Annotated in this window: 10 protein-coding genes and 3 tRNA genes; 3 read left to right on the top strand and 10 right to left on the bottom strand. The window is 67.1% G+C overall.

Annotation, left to right across the window (positions count from 1 at the left end; all coding sequences use genetic code 11):
* The 4 genes from Q1K09_RS11540 to Q1K09_RS11525 all read right to left on the bottom strand — a co-directional run.
* A partial coding sequence (locus Q1K09_RS11540; protein WP_300345575.1) for a hypothetical protein occupies window positions 1–186 on the bottom strand: 186 nt, incomplete at its 3' end.
* A gap of 97 nt (window positions 187–283) precedes the next feature.
* A tRNA-Phe gene (locus Q1K09_RS11535) sits at window positions 284–356 on the bottom strand.
* A gap of 172 nt (window positions 357–528) precedes the next feature.
* A tRNA-Asp gene (locus Q1K09_RS11530) sits at window positions 529–605 on the bottom strand.
* Window positions 606–693: 88 nt separating this feature from the next.
* A tRNA-Glu gene (locus tag Q1K09_RS11525) sits at window positions 694–766 on the bottom strand.
* 178 nt (window positions 767–944) lie between these two features.
* On the opposite strand from Q1K09_RS11525, the gene Q1K09_RS11520 reads away from it, so the two are divergent.
* Window positions 945–1310: a metallopeptidase family protein gene (locus Q1K09_RS11520; RefSeq protein ID WP_300345574.1), complete on the top strand. Its 366-nt coding sequence runs from the start codon at window positions 945–947 to the stop codon at window positions 1308–1310.
* 384 nt (window positions 1311–1694) lie between these two features.
* On the top strand, window positions 1695–3950 hold the full coding sequence (locus Q1K09_RS11515; protein ID WP_300345573.1) for a C40 family peptidase: 2256 nt from the start codon (window positions 1695–1697) through the stop codon (window positions 3948–3950).
* Between the two features lie 153 nt (window positions 3951–4103).
* Here Q1K09_RS11515 and Q1K09_RS11510 read toward each other — a convergent pair whose 3' ends face one another.
* From Q1K09_RS11510 to Q1K09_RS11495, 4 genes are all read right to left on the bottom strand, one after another.
* Window positions 4104–5168 carry a universal stress protein gene (locus Q1K09_RS11510; RefSeq protein ID WP_300345572.1) on the bottom strand — a complete coding sequence of 355 codons (1065 nt, stop codon included), beginning with the start codon at window positions 5166–5168 and terminating at the stop codon, window positions 4104–4106.
* 62 nt (window positions 5169–5230) lie between these two features.
* Window positions 5231–6241: a glycerophosphodiester phosphodiesterase family protein gene (locus tag Q1K09_RS11505; protein WP_300345571.1), complete on the bottom strand. Its 1011-nt coding sequence runs from the start codon at window positions 6239–6241 to the stop codon at window positions 5231–5233.
* Between the two features lie 86 nt (window positions 6242–6327).
* Window positions 6328–7392 carry a hypothetical protein gene (locus Q1K09_RS11500; protein WP_300345570.1) on the bottom strand — a complete coding sequence of 355 codons (1065 nt, stop codon included), beginning with the start codon at window positions 7390–7392 and terminating at the stop codon, window positions 6328–6330.
* An 18-nt stretch (window positions 7393–7410) separates the two neighbouring features.
* On the bottom strand, window positions 7411–8682 hold the full coding sequence (locus tag Q1K09_RS11495) for an endonuclease/exonuclease/phosphatase family protein (protein WP_300345569.1): 1272 nt from the start codon (window positions 8680–8682) through the stop codon (window positions 7411–7413).
* A 183-nt stretch (window positions 8683–8865) separates the two neighbouring features.
* Between Q1K09_RS11495 and Q1K09_RS11490 the strand changes: the two genes are divergently transcribed.
* Window positions 8866–10989: a BCCT family transporter gene (locus tag Q1K09_RS11490; RefSeq protein WP_300345568.1), complete on the top strand. Its 2124-nt coding sequence runs from the start codon at window positions 8866–8868 to the stop codon at window positions 10987–10989.
* A 290-nt stretch (window positions 10990–11279) separates the two neighbouring features.
* On the opposite strand, the gene Q1K09_RS11485 is transcribed toward Q1K09_RS11490, so the two are convergent.
* Window positions 11280–12110 (bottom strand): aldo/keto reductase, encoded by an 831-nt coding sequence (locus tag Q1K09_RS11485; protein ID WP_300345567.1) that lies wholly within the window; start codon window positions 12108–12110, stop codon window positions 11280–11282.
* Window positions 12111–12265: 155 nt separating this feature from the next.
* On the bottom strand, window positions 12266–13060 hold the full coding sequence (locus tag Q1K09_RS11480) for a LytTR family DNA-binding domain-containing protein (protein ID WP_300345566.1): 795 nt from the start codon (window positions 13058–13060) through the stop codon (window positions 12266–12268).
* Window positions 13061–13066: the final 6 nt, after the last annotated feature.

Below are 13066 nucleotides of genomic sequence, written 5' to 3'. Positions count from 1 at the left end.
GATCAGCACCGAGTACCCCGCGAACGCCAGCGGGTGCAGACCGGCCCCCGCCGCCACCAGCACCCGGGCGAGCGCGAACGCGAGCGCGACGGCGCACCAGCACCACACGCTCAGCACCAGGGTCGGCCGCAGCCAGGGCGGGACGGGGCGCCCGGCTCGGGGCGCGGGGGCCGCCGTCTCGCTCATGGGGTCACGGTACCGACGCCCGCACCGGCGGGCACGATCGGACCGGGCCCCGGGTACGACGACGGCCCCCGGGACGATGTCCCGAGGGCCGTGACGGTGGCTCCGACCGGCGTCGATCCGGTGACCTTTCGATTTTCAGTCGAACGCTCTACCAACTGAGCTACAGAGCCGTGCGCCTGCGGCGCGCGTTTCATCCTATCCGATGGGCGGGCCGGACCAAAAATCCTCATCCTCGCCGTTGCTGCACTGCCGTCAGGCAGGCGGATAACCGCCCAGTCCCGGCCGGAAATGTAAAAACGCCCCAAATCCGGTGATTCGGAGCGCTTTCACTCAACTGTGCAATGGCGACCCTGACGGGACTTGAACCCGCGACCTCCGCCGTGACAGGGCGGCGCGCTAACCAACTGCGCCACAGGGCCTTATTCATGTGGTGTGCAATTTGCACGATGTGAAACTTTACCAGAGCTTCACGGTCTTCGCCAATCGAGCTGATCAGCGCCGACGCTGCACCCCCAACGGGATTCGAACCCGTGCCGCCGCCGTGAAAGGGCGGTGTCCTAGGCCGCTAGACGATGGGGGCCCGATCCCTTGGAAACGGACAGCACTGCATCCCGAAGGGAACCTGTAAAAGAGTAGTCGCAACCGAGCCTCTGCGGCAAATCGTAGACTGGTCGGTCGGACCACCTGCAACCCCGCCGCCAGGCCCCATGAGGGGCGCTGGGTCGGCCAGCAGCCTTCACCTATTGAGAGGACCGCCGATGCCGGCACAGATGAGCGACGAGGAGTTCGACGCCGCCGTCGCCGCCGCGCTGGAGCAGATCCCCGAGCGACTGGCTGCCCAGATCGACAATGTGGCGGTCTTCGTGGAGGACCGGTACGAGCCCGAACCGTGGGAGGACCCGCAGACCAGCCTACTGGGGCTCTACGAAGGAATCCCGCTGACAGAGCGCGGCGCTGAGCCGTGGGCTATGCCGGACCGGATCACCTTGTACAAGGAACCGATCTTGGAGATCTGCTCCACGCGCGAGGAGGTGGTGGAGCAGATCACCGTCACCGTGGTCCACGAGGTCGCACACTTCTTCGGCATCGACGACACCACCCTGCACCGCCTCGGCTGGGGCTGAGCCGGGGCGATCCCGCGCCACCCACCGCGCCTAACACATACCTGTGACAAAGTTGTGGAGGCTCAACCTTCAACCTACTTGAAGGTTTGAGCTATACCGATTTGTGACCTTTCTTCCCCGGAATGACAGGGATCTGTGCCTCACAGCTTCGTCACAGAAACGACACGAACTCTTGCCACCGTGACCTTTCCGCAATTACTGTGAACCCAGCAGCACCGCGCATGGTCCGCTGCAGGCGCAATTCCCATCGCCGTGCCGACATTGGGGTTCCCAGAAGCATTCTCCTACCGTCGGCGCACCGCGCCTGCTGAAGACTCCGGTCTCCCCTCAGGACGAGGGGTGCCTGGGCAGTGCCGCACCAGTGAGGAAAAGTGAGGAACTACCGTGAAATACCGTCGCAATCTCGCGGTGGCGGCTGTGACTGCCGTCGTCGTGACCACAGCGCTCGTCGGGACCACTCTGCCCGACCTGGTCGCTGACCGGGCTGGCGACTCCACTGCCGAACAGTCCGCTCATGACCAGAACCTCGCAGAGACGTTCGTTGTCACTGAGCTGCCCGAGACCCCCTCGGCAGAGGAGGTCTCCACGGCCAAGGAGTCCGACGAGGCCCGTGAGCAGCTCATCGCCGACATCGCCGGCAGGATCGACCAGGCAAGCCAGCGCGCCAATGAGCTGGAGGCCGAGCTGATGCGCCAGCAGTCGCTGGCCACCGCCCGGATGGAGGAAGCCGCCGAAGCTGCCGAGTCCGCCGAAGCCGCGCGGCAGGAGGCAGAGGCCGCCATGGCCATGGACGCCTCCGCTGAGTATCAGGAGGAGGACGCCTCCGCAGCCGATGTTCTGCTGGGCGAGGAGGACGCGCTCTCCGAGGAGGCCACAGAGCAGCAGCTGGAAGAGCAGGCCGAGCGCGAGGCGATCGACGCCGAGCAGGTCGCCCGAGAGGCCGAGGCCGAAGCGGAGCGAGCCCAGGCCGAAGCTGAGGCGACTGCCCAGGCTCTGGAGACAGCCGGGGAGGCCACTGCAGAGACCAACCAGGAGCAGCGCGAACTCGGCGAGAACCTGCGCAGCCAGCTGGAAGCCCTCCAGGAGCTGGAGGGCTGGGAGGGAAGCTTTGAGAGCTTCCTGGAGAATGTCCTGGGCAATGACGATTTCCTCACCGAGGACGGCGAGATTGATGAGCAGCAGCTGGTCTACCGGATCCAGCAGCTGCGCGCCGCCGCCGAGCAGACTGAAGTGAGGCCGGAGGACGCTGAGGAGTCCGAGGAGTCCGAGCCGGCCTCCAGCGAGACCGCCGAGGATTCTTCGGACGATGAGGAAGGGGAAGCCGCATCGTCCGAAGAGTCCGAGGCCACCGACTTTGACTCGCTCACCGCCGAGCAGCAGGAGCTGCTGGCGGCCGGAGCTGAGTTGGAGGAGATCGGCACCGCAAGCGACTACCTGACAGTGGTCCTTGAGAACGCCTCCTTGACCACCGAGGCCGGCGGCGTCGACTGGGACGCCCTCAGCGCCCACGTAGACTACCTGCACGCCCAGGCTGAGGAGCAGCAGGCTGAAGAGGAGGCGGCTGAGGAAGAGCCGGAGGCCGAGGAGGAGGCGCCGGAGGAGCCCGAAGCCAGCCCCTCTGAGTCTGAGTCGGCCAGCCCGACCCCCTCGGAGTCTGCCAGTCCCTCGGCCACCGCCGAGGAGCGTTCCGCCGAGGCTTATGACTCGCTCAGCTCCGCACAGCGGGAGCTGCTGGCCGAGGCCGGCGAGCTCGAGGGTGTCGGCAGTGCGCGGGACTACTACGAACTGGTGCTGGACAACCCCAACTTCACCACCAGCGGAGGAACGGTGAACTGGACCGTCCTGGAAGGCCATCTGGCCTACCTGCAGGCCCAGGCCGCCGCTGAGGAGGAAGAGACTGAGGAGCCGACTCCCACGCCGGAGCCCGAGCCGGAACCAGAGCCTGAGCCCGAACCCGAGCCGGAGCCCGAGCCGGAGCCGGAGCCTGTGATTCCTTCGTGGAGCGGGCTGAGCAGCCAGCTGCAGGATCTGCTCAACCGCGGTGCACGGCTGGAGCCAAACTTCGACGGCACCGGAGGCGACTACTACCGGGCAGTGCTGAACAACCCGGACCTGACCAACCGCGATGGCACGGTCTCGCTCAACGCGCTGACTTGGCACGTCAACTACTTGGAGGAGCGCGCGGCCCCTGCGCCGACCCCCACCCCGACGCCGACTCCGACGCCGACGCAGACCTCCACGCCGACTCCGACGCCGACCCAGACCGCTACCGCGCAGCCTGCTGGCAACACCAATGCTGCGCAGATCGCCATCAACTGGGCTACCAACACCGCCAGCCGCTCCGATGTGTACTACCGCCTCGGCGGCAACGGCCCCAACGCGTGGGACTGCTCCAGCTTCGTGCAGGCCGCCTTCGCCCAGGCCGGAGTGAATCTGGGACGGACCACCTACGACCAGATCACTCGCGGTCGCCAGGTTTCCTGGAACGAGAAGCGGCCCGGAGACCTCATCTTCTGGGGCGACTACCACGTGGCGATTTATCTGGGCAACGGCCGGATCGCTGACGCCGGATCACCCAGAAGCGGTGTGACCGTCCGCAGCATCTTCGGCAACCCCACCAGCGTGCGCCGAGTGGTCTGAACCCGCTCCCCCGACGCAGTCCCCAGCGGTAGGGGGACCACTGACGGGAGAACAACTGAAGAGACGACGAACCCCCGGATTCGGACACCGGGGGTTCGTCGTCGTTGTGTGCTGTTCCGCAGCAGGCAGCTGGGCCGGCTACGCCCGAGCGCCTCAGAGCATCGGGCCGAAGTCGGGACGGTTCTCGATCCGTTCATCATCCGACTCCGGCACCACCATCAGGGGGCCCTCGGCGTGCTGAAGCACGCCCTGGGAGGTGGAGCCCAGCAGCATGCCGGCAAAGCCTCCGCGGCCGCGGGTCCCCAGCACCGTCAGCTGGGCCCGCCGTGTCTCGTCGACCAGCACATCCACTGCCGCGCCGTCGATCACCTCAGCCTCGATCTGCAGGTCCGGGAAGTGGCTGTTCAGCCACGCCTTGCCGGCCTCCAGCTTTTCGCGCAGCTCCTCCACCGCCTGAGTGTCCTCAATATGGGTGGGAATCCACACCAGAGTGGCCCCCAGCGGAGGCAGTGCGCACACCAGCCGCAGGTGCGTGCCGCGTTCGCTGGCCTCCCGAGCAGCCACCAGTGCGGCCACCCGTCCGTAGTCCGACCCGTCCACGCCGGCGACCACCGGGCGCTTGTCATGGGTCCGGATGGGGTGGGCGCCCTCCTCGATGAGTGACTGCGGAGCCTCCGCCCCCGGCTGCGCTTCCGGCTGCGCCGAGACGATGGGGATCGCGCCGGTGGCGGTGGTCACGGCGTTCTCCTCTTTGGACGAGAACTTCAGCGGCACCAGCACGGTGGGGCATTTGGCGTGAGCAGGCAGGGCGGAGGAGACCGAGCCCAGAAGCCGGCCCAGGAAGCCTCCGCGGCCCCGGGAGCCGACCACCAGCACCTGAGCGGTCTCCGAATGCTCCAGCAGCACCGCCGCCGGGTCGCCGGATTCGATGAGGTACTCCACCTCACCGGGGTAGTCGCGCAGGAACTGCCGGGCCTCCTCAATCACCTTCTCGGCTCCGGCTCGCAGTGAGGAGTCGTCCATCATGGCGTAGCCGCCGTCCATGGAGGATGCGGCGAATGCCGGAATGGAGTAGGCGGTCACCACAGTCAGGCCCAGTTTTCGGCGGTGCGCCTCTGCCGCAGCCCAGTGGGCTGCCCGCAAGGACTGCTCAGAGCCGTCAACGCCGACGACGACGCCTCCAGCCCTGGTGTCTGAGGTATCAGGGTCATCCGTCATGATGGACCTCCTGGGGTGGGGTGTGCTCACATGCTACCGGCACCCTGGCGCCGGCGCCCAGATCAACGGCTGATCTGCCGCAGGATCCTTGCTGGATAGTTGGTGGTGATCTCCTGGACACCCAGATTCAGCAGCATCTGCGCCTGGTGGGGTGAATCCACCGTCCATACGCGCAGCCTGGTGCCGCGGGCGATCCACGCTTTGGCGTCGGCCAGGTTGGCCTGGACGTACTCGACTCCCGGACCTGCCAGGCCCACGGCGCTGTTCCACACCAGCGCCTCCGAGTCGCGGACGCTGCTGCGCATCACTGCGGCCACCACATGCTTGACCGCTGAGGAGAAGCGCAGCTTGGCCAGACGCTGGGCGACGTCGGTGTCGGTGACCGTGGTGAACAGAGCGCAGAGATGCTCTCCTGGGACGACCTCCGCCAAGTGGTTCAGAGACCCGGGGTAGAAGCTCATGAAGGAGACAGCCACCTGGTGCGCGCCCGCGGGCACCAGCGAGGTCTCCGGGTCCCACCCGAAGGAGGTCAGCACCTGCAGCACCCGGTCCTCCAGCCTGTGGCCGAAGGGTGATGGGTGCTTCAGCTCGATGGCCAGCTTCAGGTCGCGCCCGGCCGACTGCAGCAGCTCCAGGACGTCCTGCAGGGTCATCAGCTGCTGCTCGGCCCTACCGTATTCGGCCGGAAGTTTAGGGGTCTTCCACCCGGTGGCATCGAGACGGCGCATCTGGGCAAGCGTGGTCTCGGCCACGGAGCCGGTTCCATCGGTGGTTCGCTCCAGCGTGGGGTCGTGGAAGCAGACCGGTTCGCCGTCGCGGGTCAGGTGCAGGTCGATCTCCAGGCCGTCGGCGCCCTCGTCCAGTGCTCGCAGATAGGCGGCGCGGGTGTGCTCGGGGAACAGTCCGGAGGCCCCGCGGTGGGCGAGAACGGCTGTCGGGGCGGCAGGGGCCGACCTCGGGCCGAGGCTGAGGTCCAGATCCTCCAGGCCGTTGGACTCAGCGTGGAGCGGGTGGCTGCTCAGGGGCTTGACGGGGCCGGTGAGGCCTGCACGGACGGTGGAGCTGATCGTCACGCGGCCTACGCTAGGAGCCCAAGGTCAACTGCAGTCGACGGCCACGCCACATATGGGTGGAACTCTGGGTGAACAGTGCGTGAACGTCACTCCGGGGACTCTTCCAGCGTGCCGGGGTGTGCTGCCGCCCGGCGCAGCTGCGCGGCGGCTTTGCGCTTGGCTTTGGCCTCAGACTTCACCGCCCGCTTCAGGGCGCGGCGCTCCTTGCGGTCAGCGCGCAGCTTCTCCCGCTGCAGTCCGCGGGCGAAGTCCTCTACCAGCGCCGGCGGGGTCTCCTCCGGCAGCTCGCCGAAGGAGCTGCGGGCGGTGCGGATGATCTGATGAGCCAGTGCGCGGTTGCCAACGCCTCCGATGATCGCGCCGATGCCGTAGGGGACGGCCCGGGCGAGCATGGAGGTGCCCTGGCGGATGAAGAAGCGCCGGACGAACTGGCGCTTGATCTGGTCGGCGATCAGTGCCGCCATGGAGGAGGATCCTGCGGCGACGTTGGCCGGACCGGTCAGCGGAACCATGGTCGCCACCGGGCCGGTGCCGCGCCCGGATGCCTGGTCGGAGAGCTCCCCGAGCAGGCGGCGGCCTTCGTCTCCGAGCATCACCCCCATAACCAGCAGCTTGGCCCGCTGAGGGTCCTCGGTGGAGATGCCGGACAGCTCCGCCATCGCCTGGGCGTAGAGGGCGCAGAGCTCCAAAAAGCTGCCGGTGGCCAGGGCGGAGAGACCCAGAGAGGCTGCTGTGCCGACGCCCGGAACCGCCGAGGTTGCCCCGATCAGCGCGCCACCGCCGGTCATGGAGCGGCGGAACTCCTTGTCCAGCTGCTGGGCCAGCTGGCGGTTGCTCAGCGTGGGGTGGGCTTTGCGCAGGCGCCGCAGGTTCGCCAGCACCACCGGGCGCTGCACCGTCACCGCTCGGGTCAGCCAGGTCTCGGCCGCCGGGGTGAGGGTGCCGTCCTCATTAAAGGCCTGCTGCTTCACCAGCGAGATGGACTTGGAGGTCAGGTAGCTGGTGGCGGCGCTGCGCATCAGGGGCTTGGGCCCGCGGCGGGACGGGCGCCTGTGACCCTTTGCGGGGCTGCGCCGAGCCGGCTGACGCTGCTGCTGAGCGGGAGAGACCTCTTCACCGCCGGCGAAGGGCACCAAATGGGTGGAAGCCATAGGGATGAGTCTACGGACTCAATCCTGAAGCGTCAGGTCGGTCCAGACCAGCCGGCTCTGCAGGGAGTATCCGGACTCCGGGTCCACCACCGAATGCCCGAACTCACCGGGACCGGGCCAGAAGACCCCGGCAGCGCTGACATCCAGAGTCGCCTGCGGCAGCACGAAGGATGCGCGACGGTCCTGCTCCCCGGGCACGTAGCGGGTCGCAGTGGGGTCGGTCTCCTCGAGGCTGCCGGGCCGGGTGCTCAGCGGGACTTCGGTGATGGCCTCCGGCTCGGGGTCCTGCAGCGCCGGTGAGTCGAGCAGGGGTGAGAGATCCTCCGGCTGGGCACTCACCTGGGCGGTGGGCGTCCCAGCGACGACGAACGGAGCCAGCGGGTCGATCCCGCCGTGCCGGCCGTCGTCGTCGGAGAGGTACCAGGCGCGGCCGGACACGTAGTCGGCGAGCACTCGGCGAATATCCTCAGCCCGTGCCGCATCGGCCTCACTGGGCACCTTCGAGGCGATAGAGCTGGCGACGATGTGCAGCGGCTCTCCGTCCTCGGAGACCTCGATGGGCACATCCCACATGCTGGTCTCCTGCAGCCGCACGATTGCCTCCTCCAGCTCCGAGTATTCCTCGGGCATGGAGTTCTCCGGCAGATCCCTCCACAGGAAGCGCTGGAAGGTCCGGGCCTCATCGGCCAGGATCGGGTGCTTGGAAAAGACAATCATGCCGTACTGACCGGGGTACTCCCCGTATCCGAGGGCATCCTCCGGGCCGCCGATAGTGCCGTCGCCGTCGAGGTCTGCTCCTGATTCCTGCCCCGAGTTCGTCGGGGCAGTGAAGTAGTGCGGGAAGCTGATGCCGCGCTGGCCGTTCTGCCCGGCGGCGAAGTAGAGCTGCTGCATCTGCTCGGCGATGCGCTCCGACTCGTCATAGCTGACTCCGGTGAGCACCAGCACATCGGGGTCGTTCATCTGGACGGTGCGGGCGATCAGCCGGGCCCGGACGTGATTGCCGCTGGCCAGCGGGGAGACCAGCTGCTCGGCGTCGGCACTCTCCCCCTCAGCGACCAGGTCGGCGTGCAGGGTCGCGACCCGCAGGTCTCCTTCACCCTTCTCCACCGTGGAGGTCGCCTCGCTGTTCCTGGGCGGTGGGGTGATGACAGGCTGCCCCGGAGCTGGGTACGTTGCATGGGAGGTCGCCGCCTCGGCGACCTCAGAGCTGTGGGAAGCCTGCGCTGCGGGGACCGCCCCAAGGGTCAGTCCGGCGGTGACGAGAACCGCTGCTGCGGTGCGCGTCACTCCCCTCATACGGTGCGCAGACACACTATGGCCCGTTGGCATGCTCTCCACCGTAGCGAGGTGCAGGGCCTCGCGCCAAGCCCCCGCGGTCACTTTCATCAAGAGTTATGAAGGTGTAGTGTAACGGATTTTGGATAGAGTAGGCCGGTAAATAGATACAGAACTCGCTTGAGGAGGAATCTCATGGCCTCGCAGCCAGAGGTGGAACGATTGCGCGACTGGTCTCTGACGGACGTCGTGCGCGGACTGAATATGTGGGTGTTCATCCCCTCAGTCCTGATTATTCTCGGTGCCCTGGGCTTCGCCACCTGGTGGGGAAGCGCCCACGGGGCGGAGGCGTTCGAGTCGCTGAACACCGCCATCGTCGACACCATCGGCTGGTGGTACGTCCTCATCGGAACCGGATTTGTGATCTTCGCTCTCTGGGCCGGAGTCTCCAAGGCGGGCAATATCCGCCTCGGACGCGACGACGAGCAGCCGGAGTTCTCCCTGGGCGCCTGGTTCTGCATGCTCTTCGCCGCCGGCATGGGCATCGGTCTGGTGTTCTGGGGCGTGGCCGAGCCGCTGTGGCACATGATCGCTCCCCCGGAGATCACCGGAGAGGCCGGCGTCGACGCTGACGGCAACGTGATCGCCGGCACCGAATCGACCATCGCCAGCGAGACCATGGGCCTGTCCCTGTTCCATTGGGGTCTGCACGCCTGGGCCATGTACGTGGTGATCGGCCTGGGTCTGGCCTACATGACCTTCCGCCGCGGCCGTCCGCTTTCGGTCCGCTGGCTGCTTGAGCCGATCTTCGGCCGCCGCCTTATCGAATCCTGGGTCGGACATGTCATCGACACACTCGCCATCGTCGGCACCGTCTTCGGCGTGGTGAGCTCCCTGGGCATCGGCACCCAGCAGATCGCCGCCGGCCTGGGCTTCATGGAGTGGGTCGAGGACCCGAGCAGCTCGTTGCTGCTGACCGGACTGGTGATCGTCATCATGCTGGTTGCCACCATCTCTGTGGTCACCGGTGTGCACAAGGGCCTGAAGTGGCTGTCCAACATCAACATGATCGTTGCGGCTGTGATGGCACTGTTCGTGCTGTGCGCCGGCCCCACTCTGTTCCTGCTGCAGTCGCTGATCAGCAACATCGGCGAATACGCCCTGGCGTTCCCGCAGCTGATGTTCGAAACCGGCGCAGACTATGCCGCCGGCGCGGGCAACGAGTCCAGCGGATTCCTGGGCGGCGCCTGGTCCGCCGACTGGACCATCTACTACTGGGGCTGGTGGATGAGCTGGGCACCCTTTGTGGGCATGTTCATCGGCCGGATCTCCCGCGGCCGAACTATCCGTGAGTTCGTGCTCGGCGTGCTGCTGGCACCCACCGCGGTGGGCATCATCTGGTTCTCCATCTTCGGCTCCTCCGGCATCTACTACCAGCTGACCGAGGGCAATATGCTCATCGACGACGGCGAGGGCGGGACGACCGTGGGCACCGAGGCCTCGCTGTTCCAGCTGCTGGAGAACCTGCCGCTGGCCTCGCTGACCGCCGTGGTGGCGATCGCTGTGATCACCATCTTCTTCATCACCTCCGGGGACTCCGGCTCCCTGGTCACCGACGTGCTTGCCTACGGCGGACGCACCGAGACTCCGAAGCTGACCCGTGTGTTCTGGACCGCGCTGATCGCCCTGGCTGCCATCGCACTCCTGGCCGCCGGCGATGATCCGTCCTCCTCGCTGCGGGTGCTGCAGGTGGCCGCCATCGCCTCCGCGGCGCCGTTCTCGATTGTGATGGTGCTTGCGGTCATCTCGCAGATCCAGCTCTACCTCTATGAGGGCCGGACCATGTCCCGCTACGTGCGGGTGCGCCGTCACGCCACCAAGGCGGCCATGGTGGATGCCGCACGTGAGCATGCCGGCACCGACGAGGGGCCGGCGGTGCAGCGGACTCTGCTGCAGATGCTCAACGAGCAGACCAAGACACTGCGCGGCATGTTCGGCGGGACTTCGGCGACGCTTTCGGGCCTGCCGGCCGGAACCGGCGCCGGCCAGCCGGAGGAAGATGGCAAGGCCAACAAGGATCTGGTGCTGGCCATCCAGGACATTCCGGCCCACGCCACCCACGTGGACTCGGTCACCGGCGTGCTCGGCTGGGACCGCGACGCCGCGTACCGGGATCCGATCCGTGCCGACGAGGTCTTCGAGACTCCTGAGTACTCCGAGTCCTACCTGGGCTGGGAGCAGGAGGCTGAAGAGTACTTCGAAGAAACTGTCGCCACCGGGACCATCCCCACAGTGGACCCCGACGACGACGCGAAGTAGCCTCTGGCTCCACTGACGCAGAAGGCCCCGCCCGGACTGTCCGGGCGGGGCCTTCTGCTGTCCCGCGGCTGCCAACCCCACGCACCCCGGCCTGGGCACCGTCCAGGACGTTACGTGTCAGAAAGTCCAGAACTGGGCCTTCAGAGGTTGGAGTTATGGACTTTCTGACACGTGATGCGGCAGGGGGCGGACCAGCACCGGGCAGGAGCCCCGCGGGGCGGCTGAGCCCTGGCCCTCAGGACCGGTCAGGGCAGCGCGCGAGGCTCAGCGCTGGTCCTCAGCCTTGGTCCTCAGCGCGGGTTGAAGGTGGCCGGATGCATCCCGGTGCGCTCGTCGCGCTCCAAGCCGTCGATGGCGTCCAGCTCGGCCTCGGTCAGCTCGAAGCCGAAGACGTCGAAGTTTTCGCGGATGCGGTCCGGAGTCACCGACTTGGGGAACAGAATCCGCCCGCGCTGCAGGTGCCAGCGGATCACCACCTGAGCCGGCGTCACTCCGTGGGCCTCCGCCGCGGCGACGATGGGCTCATCTCCGAAGACTGCGCCCTGAGCCAGCGGGCTCCAGGCCTGTGTGGCGATCCCATACTTGGAGTTGGCCTGCTGGATATCACGCTGCTGCAGGGCCGGGTGGATCTCCACCTGGTTCACCGCCGGAGTCACCGAACCGGTCTGGGCCACGCGGTCGAGGTGCTCGGGCAGGAAGTTGGAGACTCCGATGCTGCGAGTGAGTCCTTCAGACTGCAGCTCCTCCATGGCAGCCCAGGCCTGAAGGTACTTCTCATCCTCCGGTGAGGGCCAGTGGATGAGGTAGAGATCCACATAGTCCAGCCGCAGCTTCTGCAGCGACTCAGCCAGCGCCTCCTTGGTGCGGCCAGCCTTGAAGTCACTGACCCACAGCTTGGTGGTCACGTACAGATCCTCGCGGGCAATGCCGGAGGAGGCGATGGCGGCGCCGACGCCTTCCTCATTGCCGTAGATCGCGGCGGTGTCAATGTGCCGGTAGCCGGTCTCCAGTGCCTGGGCCACCACAGATTCGGCCTGGTCGGCCGGGACCTGCCACACGCCGAATCCGAGCTGCGGGATAGAAGTTCCGTCGTTGAGCGTCACGCTGGGTACTGCGGTCATGTGTAGGTGGGTCCTCTCAGTGTGTTCCAGATAACCATCAGGTTTCCACTGGTGCTGAACTCAGCAGGGCTTCAGTTCATTCCGCACCTGCGGCAGGCTGCGGAGATCCGCGCCGCAGACCAGCCGAGGCAGGCGCCCGGACAGCCGGCAGCCGATCACAGCCCCAGGCGCCGGCGGAGCTCGCGGGCGTGCCGCCGGGAGACCTCCACGCGGCTGCGCTGCCTGTCATTCATCACCAGAACCATGGTGCCTCGGAAGTCCGGCACCAGCTCACGCACATAGCGGAGATTGACCAGGTAGGAGCGGTGCACCCGGAAGAAGTGGCCCTTCAGCCGGCGCTCCAGCTCCGAGAGCGAGAACGACACCAGGACCTTCTCATTGGCCAGCTTCAGCGAGGAGTATCCGCGGGCGGCGGCAGCGTAGACGATGGCGTCCCCCTCCACCAGCACGGTGCGGCCGTCCTTCTGCACCGGGATGCGGACCAGCCGGTCGGTCTCCTGCTCAGCCGGTGCCGGATCCCGCGTGGAATCCCCGGCACGGGCCGGCGCCTCATCCCGGCCAGCTCCGGCCGCCAGCGCCCGCTCCACGGCCCGCTGGAGCCTGGCGGCGTCGAAGGGTTTGACCAGATAGTCCACTGCGGCGAGGTCAAATGCCTCCACTGCATGGTCTGAATAGGCGGTGGTGAAGATGACCTGAGGCGCATGGGGCTTGCCGCGCAGCTGCTCGGCGACCTGCAGCCCGGTCAGCCCCGGCATGCGGATGTCGAGGAACACCAGGTCATAGTCCAGAGAGTCCAGCAGCACCAGGGCCTCCTCCCCATTGGTGGCCTCCCCCACCACCTGCACCGGTTCTGCTCCTTCCGCGGCTGCGGCCTCCTCCAGCAGATAGCGCAGCTCCTGGCGAGCGGGGGCTTCGTCGTCGACGATCAGGGCGCGCGGCGGACGGGACATAGTGCC

The organism is Nesterenkonia sp. (assembly GCF_029265375.1).
Taxonomy (GTDB): Bacteria; Actinomycetota; Actinomycetes; order Actinomycetales; family Micrococcaceae; genus Nesterenkonia.
Note: the sequence above shows the minus strand (reverse complement) of the source record. Positions and strands in the feature narration are given on the sequence as shown.

What these genes read in the sequence shown, in the direction of transcription:
- Q1K09_RS11520 (WP_300345574.1), top strand. Translation starts at nt 945, where the DNA reads ATGCCGGCACAGATGAGCGACGAGGAGTTCGACGCCGCCGTCGCCGCC.
- Q1K09_RS11510 (WP_300345572.1), bottom strand. Translation starts at nt 5,168, where the DNA reads ATGACGGATGACCCTGATACCTCAGACACCAGGGCTGGAGGCGTCGTC.
- Q1K09_RS11500 (WP_300345570.1), bottom strand. Translation starts at nt 7,392, where the DNA reads ATGGCTTCCACCCATTTGGTGCCCTTCGCCGGCGGTGAAGAGGTCTCT.
- Q1K09_RS11490 (WP_300345568.1), top strand. Translation starts at nt 8,866, where the DNA reads ATGGCCTCGCAGCCAGAGGTGGAACGATTGCGCGACTGGTCTCTGACG.
- Q1K09_RS11485 (WP_300345567.1), bottom strand. Translation starts at nt 12,110, where the DNA reads ATGACCGCAGTACCCAGCGTGACGCTCAACGACGGAACTTCTATCCCG.
- Q1K09_RS11480 (WP_300345566.1), bottom strand. Translation starts at nt 13,060, where the DNA reads ATGTCCCGTCCGCCGCGCGCCCTGATCGTCGACGACGAAGCCCCCGCT.